Below are 17,394 nucleotides of genomic sequence, written 5' to 3' on the forward strand. Positions count from 1 at the left end.
TTTGCGGTATTGTACGTTTGGCAAAGCCCGCTTTTAGTCGGCCTTCCTTAAGTACCAGAATCGATGTTGACTTCCACCACAAAGGGATAAGTGCGACTAAGCCTCATTTGTAACCAATCGACAAGTCTTCTTTATCGTACTTAGGTGAAAGAAGTCTCGCTGGGTGCCGGAACCGGACGTGGCTGCTCTTGTCAGGTGAATTAAAATAGGAAAATATTTATATAAATAGGGGGAGTTTGAAATGAGTACTGTAAAAGATCGTAAAGAAGTATTGTTTCAATCAATTGAGGAGAATAAAGAGCTTTACATTAATACAAGTCAGGACATCCATGCGAACCCTGAAATAGGCAATCAAGAATTTTATGCAAGTAAAAAACATGTGGAAAACCTAAGAAATGCCGGATTTGATGTTGCAACAGCAGTCGCTGGACATGAAACTTCCTTCTACGCCGTTAAAGAAAGCGGTGTTGAAGGACCTACTGTAGCTTTTCTGGCAGAATATGATGCACTACCTGGCATCGGTCATGCTTGCGGTCATAACATTATTGGTACAACAAGTGTTGCTGCTGGAATTGCACTAGCTGAAACATTACCAGAAACTGGTGGTCGTGTTGTTGTACTAGGTACACCTGCTGAAGAAGGTGGCCCAAATGGCAGTGCGAAGGGAAGCTTTGTAAAACATGGTTATTTAAAGAATGTCGACGTAGCACTAATGCTTCATCCTAGTGGGAAAACAGCGCTAACTAGCGAATCGCTCGCCGTCGATCCACTTGATTTCCATTTTTACGGAAAACCAGCACATGCAGCTGGATCTCCTGAAAAAGGAATCAACGCACTCGATGCAGTTATCCAATTATTCAATGGCATTAATGCATTACGCCAACAGCTGCCTTCTGATGTACGCATTCATGGTATCATCACGCATGGCGGCGATGCACCGAACATCATCCCTGAGTATGCATCTGCACGCTTCTTTATCCGTGCGGAAACATGGGCAAAAACGATTGAAACGTCCGATAAAGTTCGTGCAATCGCAGAAGGTGCAGCACTTGCTACTGGAGCGTCCGTAACAATTGAACGTTTCCAGAATGAAGTGAAGGACCTTGTGCTTAATGCTGTATTGGATAATGTATTGAAAGAAGAGCTCGAGCAACTAGGTGAAGTCGTCCATACAGAAAGATCCCAGGGCAGAGGGTCAACGGATGCTGGAAATATTAGCTATGAAGTACCAACCGCACATGGATATATTAAAATTGGACCAGATGACTTGATTGGTCATACGGTAGAATTCCGAGAAGCAGCTAAATCGGAATTGGGTGATAAGGCTTTGATTACCGGAGCAAAAGCACTCGCATCAACAGGGTATCGTTTATTAACCGATTTCCAGCTGCTACACAGGATTAAAAAGGAATACGAGAGTGCACTGGCAGAAAAGCAACAATAGCAATAAGGAAGCTGAAGTGACGACATGTCGTTTCAGCTTTTTATTTTTTGAGAACAAATAGAAATCACAGTAGATATAGAGCACGTTTATAGCGTTAACCCCCCGCATTTCCGTAGCTGAATTTTCTCAATAAATTCTATTCGACTTCTGCCCATAAAAACGATGGTATAATGCTGACACCAGCTTTTTTTTCGGATAAAATATTTGAAATGGTACCATAACATACGTTTTAAAATCCGCTGTACAGCTTCTTAAGGAGGTACTATTTATATGAAAAATTTAATCGTCGTTGCTGGCTCGCTTGTAATAGCATTTGCCTTTAATTTCTTCCTCGTACCATATGGCATCTTAAGTAGTGGAATAAGCGGGATCGCCATCTTACTTGGAATCATTACTCCATTTGATACGGGTTTACTAAATTTCCTGCTTAATCTGCCATTACTCATATTGGGTTATTTTAAGCTTGGAAAGAAAATTACAATAAATACAATGGTTTGTGTTGTATCACTATCCATTTTCCTATACGTTTTACCAGTCATTTCAGTTACCGACAATATACTGCTTTCATCCCTCTTCGGTGGAGTTATCGGAGGTATTGGGATTGGCATTGTCATGAAGTATTCTGGTACTTCAGGTGGGCTCGATATCATTGCCATTATTGTTTCAAGAACAAGTAATTTTAGTGTTGGTCTGCTACTAACAGGAATGAACGGTATTATCGTCCTGATTTCTGGTGCTGTCTTTAATTGGGATATTGCATTGTACACCTTTTTCTCAATATATGTAACAGGAAAAATCATTGATAAAGTGCACACAGATCACATCAAATTAACGATGCAAATCGTTACGACAAAAGGCGAGCTAATTCGTGATGAATTACTTGCATCCATTTATCGGGGAATTACTGTTATGGATGGTTATGGTGGCTATACAAAGGAACCGAAACAAATCATCATGATGGTCGTGACACGTTATGAAACATTGCAAATCAAGGAAATTATAAGGAAACATGATGAACACGCGTTTATTAATATTTATGAAACCGTCGAGGTAGACGGCGAATTCGCGCAGAACATAAAGAATTAATTTATTTCCATTTTTAACAGCCCACTTCACAATAATGCGAAGCGGGCTGTTTACATCTTTACAGTCGGTAAAAGTTAAGCATTCTTCCATACTTTTGCATATTTCTTTTGATACTTCGGGTCTTCTTCCTTTTCAATTAAGCCAAGGGCAATCTCTTTAACCTTCTGTTCCTTTATTTCGTCGTACAGATTTCTCAAGTCCTGAATTATATCAAATCGCACAAGAGTATAATTCTTCCCACCTTCACATGTCTCAAATCGTTCGACAAGCTGGTTAACAACCATTTCCTTCTGCTCCTCACCTGCTAAGGCAATCCGCCAAATGGCTTGCAGGCTATGCCTTGCAGTGACCGTTCGCTTGTCCTTCGTTACTTCCCAAACCGCCGAAAAATCTGTAAGCATTCTTTTTTCTGGATCACTAATTGCTAAATTAGCAAGAAACTGCGCATAGCGGGAGCGTTTATGATTATCCGTTGATGTTAATCCTGCTAGTAACTCATCCCACACCTCATATGCCCAGTCCACTTCTTTCTTTGTTGCTTCGATTATATTCATAAATGCCTCATATTGTTGATTCTTATCTTCTGATTCCAAATTATTAAAATTTGTCTGCATCGCAGTATCCATTTATCTCACTCCTATTAGAAACAACTTTCTCTTTATATTTAGTTTACCAAATGAAGCGTGAAGGAAAAACTTTTTCGGTGTTAGGAAATTATAAAAAACTTCTTACTACTACATAAGTGCAACTAAGGCAGACACCGAAAAACTTGGTGACTGCCAAGTTTTCTAAAAAAAAACTGGAAATGTTACGCATAAAGTTTTATAGTTTTATATAGATTCAGTTGAAAGTGAGGGCACAACATGGGCCGTAAATGGAATAATATTAAAGAAAAGAAAGCGTCAAAGGATGCAAATACAAGTAGAATATATGCAAAATTTGGTCGCGAAATATATGTAGCAGCAAAGCAAGGTGAACCAGATCCAGAAGGAAACCAAGCATTAAAAGTCGTGCTTGAGCGTGCAAAGACATATAGTGTACCAAAACATATTATCGACCGGGCAATTGAGAAAGCAAAAGGTGGATCCGAAGAAAACTATGATGAAAATCGCTATGAAGGATTCGGACCAAATGGATCGATGGTTATTGTCGACACATTAACAAATAATGTAAACCGTACGGCATCTGAAGTCCGCGCTGCATTCGGTAAAAATGGTGGAAACATGGGTGTAAGTGGTTCTGTGGCATATATGTTTGACCATGTCGCCGTCTTTGGCATTGAAGGAAAAACAGAAGAAGAAATACTTGAGCTTTTAATGGAAGCTGATGTAGAGGTTCGAGACATCATAGAAGAAGATGGAACAATAATCGTCTATACGGAACCAGATCAATTCCATGCTGCACAAGAAGCGTTTAAAACTGTTGGCATTACAGAATTCACAGTTGCTGAATTAACAATGCTTGCGCAAAATGACGTCACTCTCCCGGATGATGCGTTAGAACAATTCGATAAAATGATCGATGCATTAGAGGAATTAGAGGACGTTCAACAGGTCTACCATAACGTTGACCATGGTGAATAATAAAACAAAAGCGGAAGTGCCCGTTTGTGCTGTGTACGGTGGCGAGGGAAGTCTCGCTAGGAGCACGGGCGCTGGAGCTGGACGTAGCCTTTCCTGTCATGGGAATTAAAATAGAAAATTTTATACTTTCTTATCTATGTATAAGAGCAGACCATCACCTGGTCTGCTCTTATACATTATTTTTTATTCGCTTCATATACTTTTAATAATTTCCCTTTTACCTTCGTATTTTTCATCGTCTGTAATACGAGTGGACCTTTCCCATTCAATATCTCCACAAAAGATACAGTATCCTGAATGGTAATAATCCCAATATCCTCGACTGATACACCAGCTATTTTTGCGATTGTTCCTACAAAGTCAACTGCTCTAAGCTTCTTTTTCTTTCCGCCATTAAAGTATAACTTCATGATTTGTTTATTTAGATTCTCGCTTTTGGACTTTTTAATGGTTGGTTGCTCTTTCATTTTTGTCTCAAAGGCTGCTTTATTAATCGCAACTTCTTCTTTAGCAGGTGCAAGCCTAGCTGGAATCTTAAAGCCAATATACTCCTCAACTTCATTCAAGAAACGATCTTCAAACGGTGTTACAAAAGTGATGGCTTTTCCGTTTAGTCCTGCTCTCCCTGTTCTTCCTGTGCGATGGACATAGCTTTCCTTTTCTAATGGGATATCATAATTAATGACATGGGTAATATTTTCAATATCAATTCCCCTTGCAGCCACATCTGTAGCAATTAAATAACGGAAGTCACCCTTTTTAAAATCATTCATTACTGCTAATCGATCATCTTGTTCCATGCCACCGTGGATTTTATCACAGCTATACCCTAAATCATCTAATTCTTGACATACTGTGTCTACTCTGTCTTTTGTTCGGCAAAATATGATGCAGCTATCTGGGTTTTCAATAATCGTGACATTCGTAAGTAATTGGAATTTATCTTTCTCTGTGACTTCATAGAGAAAATGCTCGATTTTATCTGTCGTAAGTCCAGTAGCTTTTATTTCAATATCAATTGGGTCTTTCATATAATTGCTTGCTAAGTTCTTCACTGTTTCAGGCAGGGTAGCAGAGAATAATAGGGTTACTCTTTCTTTAGGCAGCTTATTAATAATTGCTTCTACTTGTTCAATAAATCCCATATTTAACATTTCATCGGCTTCGTCAATGACAAGATAGCGAATTTTATCTAACGGAAGTGTGTCTCTCTCAATATGATCCAATACGCGTCCCGGTGTACCAGCAACGACATGTGTCTTTTGTTTCAATTCTGTCTTTTGAATGGCAATCGGCTGCTTCCCGTAAACAGCGGTTACTTTGATTCGCTTAAATCTTCCTATATTTGTTATGTCTTCCTTTACTTGAACAGCGAGTTCTCTCGTAGGGGTTAAGACAAGTGCCTGTGGTTTATTTTCCAGCCAGTCTACTAGCTCACAAATTGGTATTCCATAAGAAGCTGTCTTCCCACTTCCTGTTTGAGACTTCGCTACAAGATCCTGCTTCTTTAATACATGTGGAATAACCATACGTTGAACCTCTGTTGGTTTATCGTATCCTAAATCCTTTAATGCTTTTTCTATTTCCGTACTTAATTTATAATCAGTGAAGCGTTCTTGCGTCATATTTTAACCTCTTTTATATTTTATCTTTTTACTAGTACTGCTTCTTATTTAAGGCTCTCGTTCTAGAAATAATGGATGGTAATTATAAGTCGATATGAACTCAACCGATACAAATCGAGCCTTATTTAAAGCTTAGTATAACATGAATGATACTTAGCCATTCACTTTTCTAGGGTGGTATTAAAAAAGAAACGGTCACACAAAACGGATAATTTCGTGTGACCGTTAACTAATACTCTAAATATATATGACTAGCTTATGCTATAAAATTTTCTCATCTTTTAAAGTGTCATCTTTTAGTACCTTATATCCATCCGCCCAAAAATCAGCATTTTTAATCCCAAGCTTGGTGGAATTAAAGGTAGGATCCAATCCTTTCCTTTTTTGCCGTTCATAGTCTTTTAACGCGATAATTGCTGGCTTCGCTAATAATACGATTGCGATATAATTCAACCAGACCATAACACCAAGTCCAATATCGCCGAAGATCCACGCAAGCTTTGATTCCTTCACTGCCCCATAAAAGGTCGCAGCTAGCAGCAATATTTTTAATATACTCGATGCAATTCGGCTGTATTTTCCTTTTATCAAATAAGCTAGATTCGTTTCTGCGATATAGTAATAGGACATGATCGTCGTGAAGGCGAAGAATAATAATGCGATAGCAACAAATCCAGAACCGAACCCAGGTAAAATACTATCAACAGCTACTTGCGTATACCCTGGACCTTCCTCCACTCCAGAAATATTTTGAACGATATATTCGCCAGTATTTTCATCAATTGTATTGTATTGCCCAGTAAATAAAATCATAAATGCTGTTGCAGTACATACTAGGAAAACATCCAAATAAATAGAGAAGGATTGGACGAGTCCTTGCTTCACAGGATGTGAAACTTCAGCCGCTGCTGCAGCATGTGCACCAGTCCCCTGCCCGGCTTCACTCGCATAGAGCCCACGCTTTACACCCCAAGCAATTGCCGCTCCTAGAATACCACCAAATACCGAGTCTCCCCCAAATGCACTAGAGAAAATCAACGAAAATACAGCTGGTATTTTCTCTGCGTTCATCACTATCGTCAGGATTGCTACTAATATGTACCCAACAGCCATAAACGGTACGATAAATTGCGCAACATTTACGATTCGTTTGATTCCGCCAAATATTATTAACCCTAGAACCGCAACGAGGACAAGTCCTGTTACTACAGTGCTCGCTCCAAACGCATTATCGAGAGATATGGCAATCGAATTGGACTGAACACCCGGCATGAGCAGTGCCATTGCTATTAACGTAGCTATTGCAAAAATAATTGCATACCATTTAATACCGAGCCCTTTTTCAATGTAATAGGCTGGTCCACCGCGATATTGCCCATTTTGTTTTTCTTTATATATTTGTGCAAGTGTAGATTCAATAAATGCTGATGCAGATCCAAAAAAAGCAATGACCCACATCCAAAATACAGCTCCAGGTCCGCCAAATGCAATTGCCGTTGCTGTACCTGATATATTTCCTACCCCCATCCGTCCTGATAAAGCTAAAGATAAGGCCTGGAATGAGGAAACCCCTTCATCGGAGCTTTTCCCTTTAAATAACAGTCCAACCATATCTTTAATATGACGGACTTGGAGAAATCTAGATCTTAACGTAAAATATAATCCAACCAATACACAAAACGTAATTAGAATCGGACTCCATAAAAAATTATTAATATTATTAAATATTTGCTCTATCAAAAATACTCCTCCTCATATTAGAGGACAGAAAAAAACAGCAAATAACGCTCTACCCTTTCCTCTGTCCTTTTACCTGAAAGTTTCATCCTAAAAATAGGATATTCCCCATTGGTGGCGTCCTAATAAATACGCGCTCTCCAGAGTTGCGTCCAACTGTGATCCTTCTACCTGAGAGATTGTTTTCAAGGGTTTTCTTGAAACTTGCTCCTTCGGTGGCTTTGATTCTTGCACTCTCTCACAGCTTTCATCCGCTCATTATTTTATTTTTAGATAGAAAACGTTAATTCATAACGTCATCTATATAGCGTCGCCCTCCTTTATAAGCATAAAGAGTTAAGGGATAATAGAAATCCCTTAACTCTGCCCAGGCGAACGGCTATTCAACGAAATGTGTTCCCTCACGGTAATCCGTGTACGCCAGTTACACATCGTTTCTATTAATCTCATCCTAGCAGAATTCCTATCTTGCATCAATCCCTATTTTTGATTAGTACGAAAAGACTAAATAATAGAAGGATCACTCTTCCTATTTAGATTATTCTAGTAACTTTGGTGAATACCAGCTTAAAAGATACGCGATATCAACTCTTTCGATAACACACCAAATACAGGTTCTAATGCAACATAACCTAGATATTCAACATAATAAACGGATATATCTACCATTTGATCGCGAATCTACATGATTATTTCTTCGACCCTTATACTATTTGTAAACGTGTACATTGTGAAGGGGGAGAATGATTTGTATACATTTCTAGGGGGTATCGCACTATTAATTATCGGTTATTTCACTTATGGTAAATTCATTGAAAAGATGTTCGGAGTTAAGAACGAGCGACCGACACCCGCCTATGTTAATAGTGATGGTGTTGACTACATCCCGATGAGTACATCGAAGAACTCGCTTATACAACTTCTAAATATCGCTGGAACGGGACCTGTATTTGGTCCAATTATGGGGGCACTTTATGGTCCGGCAGCGTTTATCTGGATTGTTATTGGCTGTATCTTTGCCGGGGCTGTTCATGATTATTTAACGGGGATGATTTCGATTCGTAATCGAGGTGCCCATCTCCCAGAGCTTGCGAGTAAATTCCTTGGAAAGGTTATGAAGCATGTTGTAAATGGCTTTGCTGTCCTGCTTTTATTATTAGTGGGTACAGTGTTTGTATCTACACCAGCAAGTTTGCTACACCTATTAACAAATGGAAATGTGGCACTATGGGCTTTTATAGTTGCTATTTTTATCTATTACATTCTCGCAACATTACTTCCGGTTGATAAAATAATCGGTCGCCTCTATCCATATTTCGGTGCATTGCTACTCATAAGTGCATTAGGAGTAGGGATTGGTTTAATAGTTACGAAGGCCCCGATTCCAGAGCTTTCATTCCAAAATTTCCATCCTGAAGGTGCAGCGATTTTTCCATTATTATTCTTTACGATTTCTTGTGGTGCACTTTCAGGGTTCCACGCAACGCAAACGCCAATCATTTCTCGTACGACTAAAAAGGAAAAAGAAGGACGTAAAATTTTCTACGGCATGATGATTGCAGAAGGGATTATCGCAATGATTTGGGCAGCTGCAGGTATGAGCATGTTCGGTGGTTATAACGGATTAAATGAAATTCTAGCTGCAGGAGGACCTGGAGCTATTGTAAGTGAAGCATCTACCACACTGCTTGGAGCAATCGGTGGAACCCTAGCGGTACTTGGTGTTGTTGTCCTGCCAATAACTTCTGGAGACACTGCATTTAGAAGTGCTCGAATGATTATTGCTGACTACCTTAACATTGCACAGAAGAGATTCTCGAGTCGATTATGGATTGCCGCCCCACTATTTGTCGTATCGGCCATCCTCACACAGATTGACTTTAACCTATTATGGCGATATTTTAACTGGGCGAATCAGTCAACAGCTGTTATTGCACTATTTGTCGGCGCCATGTATCTGTATATCGCTAGGAAAAATTACTTTGTTGCGCTCATACCAGGTTCATTTATGCTTATCATGGTAATCACCTATATTCTATCGCAACAAATCGGATTTGGCTTACCAATGAATATCGCTTGGGCAGGCGGATTTATTTGTACAACAATCATTCTAGTCTTGTTCTTTAATGCCGCTAGGAAGGCAAGAGCAAACAATATCCCACTTGAAATTGATGTTTCCGATTGGAATAGGGTTGCATGATTGGTTGTCTTGTTAGTATTGAAAACTTAATTAGAGAGACTTCTTATTTCAGAAAAAAAACTGGCCACATATAATTACAAAGGGTTCCTTTTTGAGGTGCATTTTCAAAAACACGACGCAAATGACATTATAATTGACCGATAAAATGACATTTAAAATCCGTCTGAATTCAGACGGATTTTACTAATAATGATAAGGGTATTGTTTAGTTTCCTGATAATTTAAAATATATGGTACAATGAATTTGTGAAATATTGTACTTAAAGTAACTGGGCAGGTTAGTTGAACAAGAGGTTTTAAATTTTATGGTAACATATTGATAATGTGTTAAAGGGGGGTAAAGATGAAATTCTGTATGAATTTTGGTGATACAAATTTTATTGGAGTAGCAAATGCTGATACATACAAATCATTCGTAGACGAAGATTGGGAGCTAGATAATCTATTGCAACATTTTGGAGATGAGATGAAGCAAGGGCATATTTTAGTTTTTCAAATGACTGAAGAAGGAATTGAATATTCTTGGAGAGTGGATGTTAGAGTAGAAACAGAAGAAATTGCTCATAAATGCTTTAGGAAAGCAGGAGGGTATATAGAAGTAACGGAAAATCAACTATATTTAGTTGACTATGACTGCCTTACAATGGCTGCTCAGTTTGAAGATAACAAAGTCCCTGATAAAAATTGTTCCAAATATAGGATTGAGATAGAAAACGGATTTTATAAGGTTGAAATAGCTCAATATTATAACGTAGATAAAGATGAATATGTTGGAATAAGGGAGACAGACATTTTGATGAATTTCATAAAGGTATCGGACATTGAACCAATTGCTGAAAGTGTTTTTTGGTGTACATATTAAGTTGATAATAGGGATGCTACCTGTCCCTTTCTTCAACTAACTGGTGCTTTAGTTGATTAATAAAATTGACCAGCGGAATCCTTTAATGTAATTATATTTAGTTATGAATCTGATTGCAGTGCTGCTCGTTTTTCAGCGCGGATGGGTGGTTGCATAATAATATATTCATGGACCTAATTTTCGCAGTGATACGTTTGTCCAGCTGTTATTTCACACTCTACTCGCTATTTTTCCTGGTATTGACATTTTCCTGACTTTCTTCACAATTCTCCTCAAAAAAAGTCCACCAATCTCCTAACAAAAAACGGAAACTTTTTACAAATACAACGTTTAACCTGATGTCATCGCTGAGTTTATAGTATAATAATGCTACAACATGATTTGAAATTAATGGAGGAAAAATAAATGAAAAAGATTTTAGCAGCATTACTCGCAATAACATTAGTATTCTCACCACTTGGCAATATTCTTTTACAAGATCAGCCGACAACCGTTGAGGCAAAGGGTTATAAATCTGGAAAGAAAGGCTTTAACTTCAACAATAATAATAACAACAAATCAAGCAATAATTCATTTTTCCAAAACAATAAGAAAGACTCTGTTTCGAACAATAAATCAACAGCCAACAAAGCAGATAATAAGGGTGGCTTTATGTCCGGCGGTCTGATGAAAGGACTTATGCTTGGTGGACTTGCTGGATTACTATTTGGCGGACTTTTTGCCAATATGGGTATGTTAGGTTCCCTTCTAGGACTTGCAGTTAATATTCTCGCAATTGTCGTTTTAATTGGGATTATCCGCAAAATCTTCTCATTCTTTAAAAATAAGAAAAAAGAGGATACAAATCCATGGAGAAGCTAGTCATTCCTGAACAAGATATTATCAACGCGATTTGTGTATATATCGCTAGAAAAAAACAAGTAACACCAGAAGAAGTCGAAGTAGAGCTTATGTATGACGATGACACTGGTTTCTCCGCAGAAGCCTTTGTTGCTGGCCGTAAGCAGGTCCTTATCACAGGAAATATGATTGAGGCTCTGCGAATGTGGCTAGAGGAGTATTTAAACAGGGATCCATTTTCCGGAATTAAACTCGAGCTCGATGATGAAGAAGGTATCATAGCGATTATTAGATAATAAAAAATGGTCATAGGGTGCAGCACCCTATGACCATTTCTTATATTGCTTCTTTTATTTGCTTCGTATAGAAGTATCGGACGATAAAGAAGTAGATAATCTGAATAATCAAGAATGTCCCTAGCACCGTCACCGATTGTTTAAACAAATTATAATAGAACATATGTGATAATGCAGTAAGCGCAACTGCGCCATGAACAAGTGCAACAACAATAGGTGCAAAAAAGAGAATTGCAGTCTGTCTGTTCAGCACTTTTTTCAGTTCCTTTTCCGTTAATCCCATTTTGGAAATGGACTTGAACTTCTGTTTGTCTTCGTCTAAATCAGAATAAAGTCGGAAATAGAGGAAGCTTCCAGCAGAAACGAAGAAGACAATCCCAATGAATAGCCCGACAAACAAAATCATTCCATATGCCTTATTCATTTGATACAGTTGATAATCAACAGCAAAGAATTCATATGTTGTAATTTCTTCATATAGCTTCTCAGATGCATCAAGGATATTTTCCTTTCCATCTGTAGACTGCCATGCATAGTAAATCATTTCACTGTTTGCATTCGGCAACGCCTCGTAATCATTATCTGAAACAACATAATAGGAACCAGATGCTGGTAAGGCCCTTGAGTAGATAACTTCATCCGGGTTTGGTTCCAGCGTTACACCAGTATTCAGCTCAACCGCTTGTGTCAACAACTCTTCAGTCTGTTCAAACGGAATCCCTTCAAATTTGACAAGACTCATCTGCCCATCTTGAATATCAACGGTTTCCTCACCAATCAGCTTAGCAAATCGATTAAAATCCGATTCCTTTGCGATTAAAATACTTGGGTCGTCGCCTATTTGGTAATAGCGAAGAATGGTTTGCTCCATATCTGTTTCAATATTTTCATCCTGTAATGTTTGATTGATTAAAGCAATATCCTCTGCTTCATATTCATCATAAACCTGATACGTAAATGTATTGGGATTCATTATTTTCATTCCATCTGTAAGAAATGCTTGAAATCCGTACAATGTACCAATTGCACTAAATGCTACTGTAGAAATTATCGCTACCATGAAAAACGTACGCGCATTATCTTTCATCCGGAAAGATAGATCGGAGAAGAGAATCATATTGGTTTTGTGCCAAAAAATGTTTTCCTTCTTCTTAAGCTTACGAATAATATAAACGCTTAATTGCGTGAACAGGAAATAGCTGCCTATAATAACGACCACGATTACTGGTATCATTACGACGATTACTAGCGTTCCCTCAGCAAGCAGTGCCACTACATATCCTGAAGCGAGTAACAACACAGTAATAATCGTCAGGAAAATATTCGCTTTCGGTTCACCTTTCGATACCTTATCCCCTTTAATTAAGTCGATAAGCTTCTTGCTTCTCAGTACATAGGAAACAAAAAGGGAAATAACGAAGAACAACACAATAAACGAGACAAAGGACAAACCGATTGCCTCTATTGGAAAATAGAAATTCAGTGCGCCATCAATAATTAGCAAGTTTTCTGCAATTAATAATATCCCTTTAGCAAACACAAGCCCAAGAATAATCCCCCCGAGTGTTGCAAACAATCCAATTACCATGTTTTCTAAAAACACCATCGAACGAATTTGTCGCAAAGACATTCCTTGCATCATTAATAATCCGAATTCTTTCTTACGAGACTGAAGAAAAGAACTCATCGAATATAAGACGAAGAAGAAAGAAAAGACATAAATAATTCCCCCAGCGACATACATTCCTTGCTGGACACTCCCATGCATATCATCGCCAGAAAGTGTCGGGTGGAAGGCGAAAATCGCGAATGTGAAAAATACCATTACCGTAAACATACTGCTTAAAAAGTATGCAGCATACAACCGTTTATTACGGACGACATTATTAAACGCGAACTGACGAAAAGTCATTTGCATCGCCTCCTAATAACGAAAGTGTATCGATAATCTTTTGGAAAAAGGCTTGGCGATTATCACCGCGGTGGATTTCCGAATAGAATTTCCCGTCCCGGATGAATACAACTCGATTACAATAACTCGCAGCTTGCGGATCATGGGTTACAAGCATCATCGTAGCCTTGTCCCGTTGATTAATTTGTTCGAGCATGCCCATTACATCTTTAGAGGCCTTGGAGTCAAGATTTCCCGTTGGTTCATCTGCTAATAACAGTTTTGGTGTATGAATCATTGCTCTTGCTACTGCAGCACGCTGGGCTTGCCCGCCAGATATCTCATACGTACGCTTTTTCAAAATCGGCGTAATTCCTAGTCTTTCAGCAACTTCACCTACCTTCTGCTTCATCTCTTTCACGCTTTTTCCGTCCAAGGTTAATGGGAGTACAATGTTTTCCTCCACCGTTAATGTATGTAGTAAATTAAATTCCTGGAAGACGAAACCTAATTCACGTCTGCGGAACTTCGCTAATTCTTCTTTTTTAAGTTGATGGGCATTTTTTCCATTAATTAAAATTTCGCCCGTTGTTGGTTCATCGATCGTTGCAATCATATTAAGCAGCGTTGTTTTCCCACTTCCAGAAGGACCCATAATCCCAACAAATTCGCCCTCTTCAATTGTTAAATTTATATCTGTTAGCGCTCGATATGCGATTTTACCTTCATAAATTTTACTTACTTGCTTTACATTCAGCATCACAAGATCTCCTTTCAGCTTATGTTTCGTTTTGATCTGTGATTAGTATAGCGCCTGGTCCTCTTCCTTAACTATCGATTCCTCTTTCAAATACCTTACAGTGTTGTAAGGTTCTGTGTTTCAGAGAATATTATTCGGATGCTTGTCCCCTCGCCAACCTCCGATTCCAGCTCAATCCGATGCCCAAGATGATCAGCCGCTTCCTTTAGCAAATATAAGCCCATTCCTGTTGATTCCCGGTACTTCCTTCCGTTTTCACCAGTATAAAAGGCATCGAAAATTCGCTTTCTATCAGTATCTGGAATACCAGAACCAAAGTCTGTAACTTCTAACACCGCTTCATTAGCTCGTTCATAAATGGAAATAATGATACGATTACTTTTACCTGCCGAATAATTCACGGCATTATTAATAAGCTGTGAGAGCATGAAAAACAGCCATTTCTCATCGGTTTCCACCATAACCCCTTCAGTTCCCACCTGCAGCTTCGGGTATACTTGATTACGAATATAAAATCTTTTGTTTTCCCCATTAACTTCATTTACAACATCGACTATAGGAACCTGCTTGATATGGAAATCCTGTTCAATCGTTCGAAGACGAGCCATATACAGGATGGTGTTTAAGCCTATTTTCATCCTGTCTGTCTCTTCACGGATATTAGAGGAGTCGGGTTCATCAAGGTTTTGTGCGGACAACTCTATGACAGATAAAGGCGTCTTCATTTGATGTACCCACTGATCCATAAACTTACGATGATCCCCCTGCTCAGATTCTAGTTGCTTTATTTCCTGCATATATAACCGATATTGCTCCTTCAGTAACCGATCAACCGCCTTCGATAGAGGTGAAAAATCCGTGTCCTGGTAGGAATCATCTAATTTCTTAAGAGGTTCACTAAGCCGCTTATAGAACTTACGGCGACTATAATAATTGTATAGAAGATAACAGCCAAGAAAAAAGAGTACAAGGAAGATAGCATAAATCGCTGCACTTGTTTCATGATAACCATCAAGCCAATAAATCGAAGCAATCAGGATGAATTGGATTACTTGGAGGACAATCAATGGCGCATGTTCTTCGAAAAAGAGCTTCATTGCTCATCCTCCTTCGTCCATGAAACTTGCAGACGATAGCCAGCACCGCGGACCGTCTCCACCGCATCCTCAATTCCAATCGACTGGAATTTCTTCCGTACCCGTGTAATATTCACATTAAGTGTATTTTCATCAACATATGTTTGGTCATCCCATAGCTTTGCCAGTAAATCCTCACGCCCAGCCACTCGCGGATAACGCTCTAGCAAGCTTTCTATAATATCAGCTTCCTTTTTGGATAAAGAGGTCCCGTTTCCAGCATAGCTCAGTTCTAATCTTTCAGGAAAAAAATGGAGACCCTCCCTTTCAAGCACACGCTCCTCCGTCTTTGCTGCATATTCCCCATATGCGCGGCGCAGCTGACTCCGAATCTTCGCCATCACTATTTCCGGGTGAAACGGCTTGGTTATATAGTCATCGCCACCATTTTCAATTGCCATCACCTGATCCATCTCCCCAATTCTTGCAGAAATAAAAATAACCGGACAAATCGATTCCTTGCGAATTTGCCGACACCAATAATAGCCATCATAGCTTGGGAGATTAATATCAAGCAATACAAGATCAGGTGTATGCTGACGGAAAGTCTCCATTACATAATCAAAATCTGTTACCTTGATTACCTCGAATCGATATTTTTCGATGTAATTGCGCAAGTGCTCCGCAATTTTTCGATCATCTTCTACGATCATTATTTTCTTCATACCGCTCACTCCCCTTATTCAACACAATTATGGCATATTGTTGCGGTACCTGTCACTCCCCGTATTTTTGTCGAATATCAGCCTCATTCCTTGATATATCAGTGATTTTTCAATTATATCGGTATTTTCCAAATTATCCTTACTTATCGATAGAACTTATCAGAAAATTACCTTATAATGATTGAAATGACGGAAAGGAGATTAAGAGAAATGCCAATTAAAATTCCGAAGCAATTACCTGCACATGATATTTTAGAAAAAGAGAATGTTTTTATCATGGATGAGACCAGAGCGAACACTCAAGACATACGTCCATTACAAATAGTTATTGTTAACCTTATGCCGGAAAAGGAACGAACTGAAACCCAATTAATGCGGCTATTAGGTAATTCACCATTACAAGTCAACGTGACATTAATCCACACTGCAACGCACGATTCTAAAAATGTGAGCCAATCCCATTTGAATCAGTTTTATAACACGTTTGATAATATACGTGACACTAAATTTGATGGTATGATCATTACAGGGGCACCTGTTGAACTGCTGCCATTTGAGGAAGTGGATTATTGGGAAGAACTGAAGAAAATTATGGACTGGTCAAAAACAAATGTTACATCTGTTTTTCATATTTGCTGGGGTGCACAGGCTGCTCTCTACCATCATTATGGTATTGGTAAATTTGAGCTGCCTCGCAAATGTACAGGAGTAATTAATCATACGATTACCGATACGACTATAAGACTTATTCGCGGCTTTGATGATGAATTCTTAGCACCACACTCTCGTTATACAAGTGTAGCTGTAGAGGAAGTTAATGCGAATGAAGCGTTAATTCCACTAGCTATCACAGAGGATGGCGATCCATTCCTTATGCTCTCAAAAGACGAGAAGCATGTAATGGTCACAGGTCACTTGGAATACGATAATAAAACCCTTGCTGATGAATATTACCGCGATTTAAATAAAGGACTAGAAACAGACATTCCAAGAAATTATTTTCCAAACGATAATCCTGATGAAAAGCCGCTAAATCGTTGGCGTTCACATGCCCATCTTTTATTTTCCAATTGGCTTAATTATTATGTATATCAAGAAACACCATATGAATGGAAATAGATGCTCCGACACTGGCGTAGAGCGCCTTGTTTCAATGACAAGGTAATCTACGCTCTGTTTTTACAGAGCAATTTTTTAGAAGCTTATCAACTTTACCCTCATAGATTAGTAGAAATAAAAACCTTCCACGTTCTGCTATGATTCCAATAC

Annotated in this window: 15 protein-coding genes and 3 riboswitches; of the genes, 8 read left to right on the forward strand and 7 right to left on the reverse strand. The window is 38.7% G+C overall.

Annotated features, from left to right (window positions below; translation table 11 throughout):
• The first annotated feature begins 241 nt into the window (after positions 1 to 241).
• Positions 242 to 1,444 (forward strand): M20 family metallopeptidase, encoded by a 1,203-nt coding sequence (locus tag CWR45_RS13545; RefSeq protein WP_115750401.1) that lies wholly within the window; start codon positions 242 to 244, stop codon positions 1,442 to 1,444.
• A 270-nt stretch (positions 1,445 to 1,714) separates the two neighbouring features.
• Complete coding sequence (locus tag CWR45_RS13550; protein ID WP_115750402.1) at positions 1,715 to 2,530, forward strand: YitT family protein; 816 nt, start codon at positions 1,715 to 1,717, stop codon at positions 2,528 to 2,530.
• Positions 2,531 to 2,604: 74 nt separating this feature from the next.
• Here CWR45_RS13550 and CWR45_RS13555 read toward each other — a convergent pair whose 3' ends face one another.
• The gene (locus tag CWR45_RS13555; RefSeq protein ID WP_115750403.1) at positions 2,605 to 3,156 is read right to left on the reverse strand and encodes a hypothetical protein; all 552 of its coding nucleotides are present in this window, start codon (positions 3,154 to 3,156) and stop codon (positions 2,605 to 2,607) included.
• Positions 3,157 to 3,393: 237 nt separating this feature from the next.
• Here CWR45_RS13555 and CWR45_RS13560 point away from each other — a divergent pair, with 237 nt between their 5' ends.
• Positions 3,394 to 4,113, forward strand: a complete 720-nt coding sequence (locus CWR45_RS13560) for a YebC/PmpR family DNA-binding transcriptional regulator (protein WP_115750404.1) — start codon at positions 3,394 to 3,396, stop codon at positions 4,111 to 4,113.
• Positions 4,114 to 4,289: 176 nt separating this feature from the next.
• Here the strand turns inward: CWR45_RS13560 and CWR45_RS13565 are convergent, their stop codons facing one another.
• Positions 4,290 to 5,738 (reverse strand): DEAD/DEAH box helicase, encoded by a 1,449-nt coding sequence (locus CWR45_RS13565; protein WP_115750405.1) that lies wholly within the window; start codon positions 5,736 to 5,738, stop codon positions 4,290 to 4,292.
• 261 nt (positions 5,739 to 5,999) lie between these two features.
• Positions 6,000 to 7,475 (reverse strand): alanine/glycine:cation symporter family protein, encoded by a 1,476-nt coding sequence (locus CWR45_RS13570; protein ID WP_115750631.1) that lies wholly within the window; start codon positions 7,473 to 7,475, stop codon positions 6,000 to 6,002.
• Positions 7,476 to 7,537: 62 nt separating this feature from the next.
• Positions 7,538 to 7,621: riboswitch (glycine riboswitch) on the reverse strand.
• Positions 7,622 to 7,624: 3 nt separating this feature from the next.
• Positions 7,625 to 7,726: riboswitch (glycine riboswitch) on the reverse strand.
• Between the two features lie 107 nt (positions 7,727 to 7,833).
• A riboswitch (ZMP/ZTP riboswitch) is annotated at positions 7,834 to 7,913 on the reverse strand.
• A 310-nt stretch (positions 7,914 to 8,223) separates the two neighbouring features.
• Between CWR45_RS13570 and CWR45_RS13575 the strand changes: the two genes are divergently transcribed.
• From CWR45_RS13575 to CWR45_RS13590, 4 genes are all read left to right on the forward strand, one after another.
• Complete coding sequence (locus CWR45_RS13575; RefSeq protein WP_115750406.1) at positions 8,224 to 9,675, forward strand: carbon starvation CstA family protein; 1,452 nt, start codon at positions 8,224 to 8,226, stop codon at positions 9,673 to 9,675.
• A gap of 355 nt (positions 9,676 to 10,030) precedes the next feature.
• Positions 10,031 to 10,537, forward strand: a complete 507-nt coding sequence (locus CWR45_RS13580; protein ID WP_115750632.1) for a hypothetical protein — start codon at positions 10,031 to 10,033, stop codon at positions 10,535 to 10,537.
• 405 nt (positions 10,538 to 10,942) lie between these two features.
• Complete coding sequence (locus CWR45_RS13585; protein ID WP_115750407.1) at positions 10,943 to 11,398, forward strand: hypothetical protein; 456 nt, start codon at positions 10,943 to 10,945, stop codon at positions 11,396 to 11,398.
• Positions 11,386 to 11,673, forward strand: coding sequence for a YxcD family protein (locus CWR45_RS13590; protein WP_115750408.1), 288 nt, complete (start codon positions 11,386 to 11,388; stop codon positions 11,671 to 11,673). The genes CWR45_RS13585 and CWR45_RS13590 overlap by 13 nt, the downstream gene beginning before the upstream one ends.
• A 40-nt stretch (positions 11,674 to 11,713) precedes the next feature.
• On the opposite strand, the gene CWR45_RS13595 is transcribed toward CWR45_RS13590, so the two are convergent.
• The 4 genes from CWR45_RS13595 to CWR45_RS13610 all read right to left on the reverse strand — a co-directional run bounded on the left by CWR45_RS13595 (position 11,714) and on the right by CWR45_RS13610 (position 16,125).
• On the reverse strand, positions 11,714 to 13,585 hold the full coding sequence (locus CWR45_RS13595) for an ABC transporter permease (protein ID WP_115750409.1): 1,872 nt from the start codon (positions 13,583 to 13,585) through the stop codon (positions 11,714 to 11,716).
• Positions 13,560 to 14,324 (reverse strand): ABC transporter ATP-binding protein, encoded by a 765-nt coding sequence (locus CWR45_RS13600; RefSeq protein ID WP_115750410.1) that lies wholly within the window; start codon positions 14,322 to 14,324, stop codon positions 13,560 to 13,562. The genes CWR45_RS13595 and CWR45_RS13600 overlap by 26 nt, the downstream gene beginning before the upstream one ends.
• A 95-nt stretch (positions 14,325 to 14,419) precedes the next feature.
• A complete protein-coding gene (locus CWR45_RS13605; protein WP_115750411.1) occupies positions 14,420 to 15,421 on the reverse strand; it encodes a sensor histidine kinase in 1,002 nt (333 codons plus the stop codon).
• Entirely contained in the window at positions 15,418 to 16,125 is a 708-nt protein-coding gene (locus CWR45_RS13610; protein ID WP_115750412.1) for a response regulator transcription factor, read from the reverse strand. The genes CWR45_RS13605 and CWR45_RS13610 overlap by 4 nt, the downstream gene beginning before the upstream one ends.
• Before the next feature lie 210 nt (positions 16,126 to 16,335).
• On the opposite strand from CWR45_RS13610, the gene metA reads away from it, so the two are divergent.
• Positions 16,336 to 17,244 (forward strand): homoserine O-acetyltransferase MetA, encoded by a 909-nt coding sequence (metA, locus tag CWR45_RS13615; protein ID WP_115750413.1) that lies wholly within the window; start codon positions 16,336 to 16,338, stop codon positions 17,242 to 17,244.
• Positions 17,245 to 17,394 lie beyond the last annotated feature (150 nt).

The sequence above is a fragment of the Oceanobacillus chungangensis genome, assembly GCF_003369565.1.
GTDB classification, from domain to species: Bacteria; Bacillota; Bacilli; order Bacillales; family Amphibacillaceae; genus Oceanobacillus; species Oceanobacillus chungangensis.

Coding starts and splice junctions, on each gene's coding strand:
- CWR45_RS13545 (WP_115750401.1), top strand. CDS start 242: ATGAGTACTGTAAAAGATCGTAAAGAAGTATTGTTTCAATCAATTGAG.
- CWR45_RS13550 (WP_115750402.1), top strand. CDS start 1,715: ATGAAAAATTTAATCGTCGTTGCTGGCTCGCTTGTAATAGCATTTGCC.
- CWR45_RS13555 (WP_115750403.1), bottom strand. CDS start 3,156: ATGGATACTGCGATGCAGACAAATTTTAATAATTTGGAATCAGAAGAT.
- CWR45_RS13560 (WP_115750404.1), top strand. CDS start 3,394: ATGGGCCGTAAATGGAATAATATTAAAGAAAAGAAAGCGTCAAAGGAT.
- CWR45_RS13565 (WP_115750405.1), bottom strand. CDS start 5,738: ATGACGCAAGAACGCTTCACTGATTATAAATTAAGTACGGAAATAGAA.
- CWR45_RS13580 (WP_115750632.1), top strand. CDS start 10,031: ATGAATTTTGGTGATACAAATTTTATTGGAGTAGCAAATGCTGATACA.
- CWR45_RS13585 (WP_115750407.1), top strand. CDS start 10,943: ATGAAAAAGATTTTAGCAGCATTACTCGCAATAACATTAGTATTCTCA.
- CWR45_RS13590 (WP_115750408.1), top strand. CDS start 11,386: ATGGAGAAGCTAGTCATTCCTGAACAAGATATTATCAACGCGATTTGT.
- CWR45_RS13595 (WP_115750409.1), bottom strand. CDS start 13,585: ATGACTTTTCGTCAGTTCGCGTTTAATAATGTCGTCCGTAATAAACGG.
- CWR45_RS13600 (WP_115750410.1), bottom strand. CDS start 14,324: ATGCTGAATGTAAAGCAAGTAAGTAAAATTTATGAAGGTAAAATCGCA.
- CWR45_RS13605 (WP_115750411.1), bottom strand. CDS start 15,421: ATGAAGCTCTTTTTCGAAGAACATGCGCCATTGATTGTCCTCCAAGTA.
- CWR45_RS13610 (WP_115750412.1), bottom strand. CDS start 16,125: ATGAAGAAAATAATGATCGTAGAAGATGATCGAAAAATTGCGGAGCAC.
- metA (WP_115750413.1), top strand. CDS start 16,336: ATGCCAATTAAAATTCCGAAGCAATTACCTGCACATGATATTTTAGAA.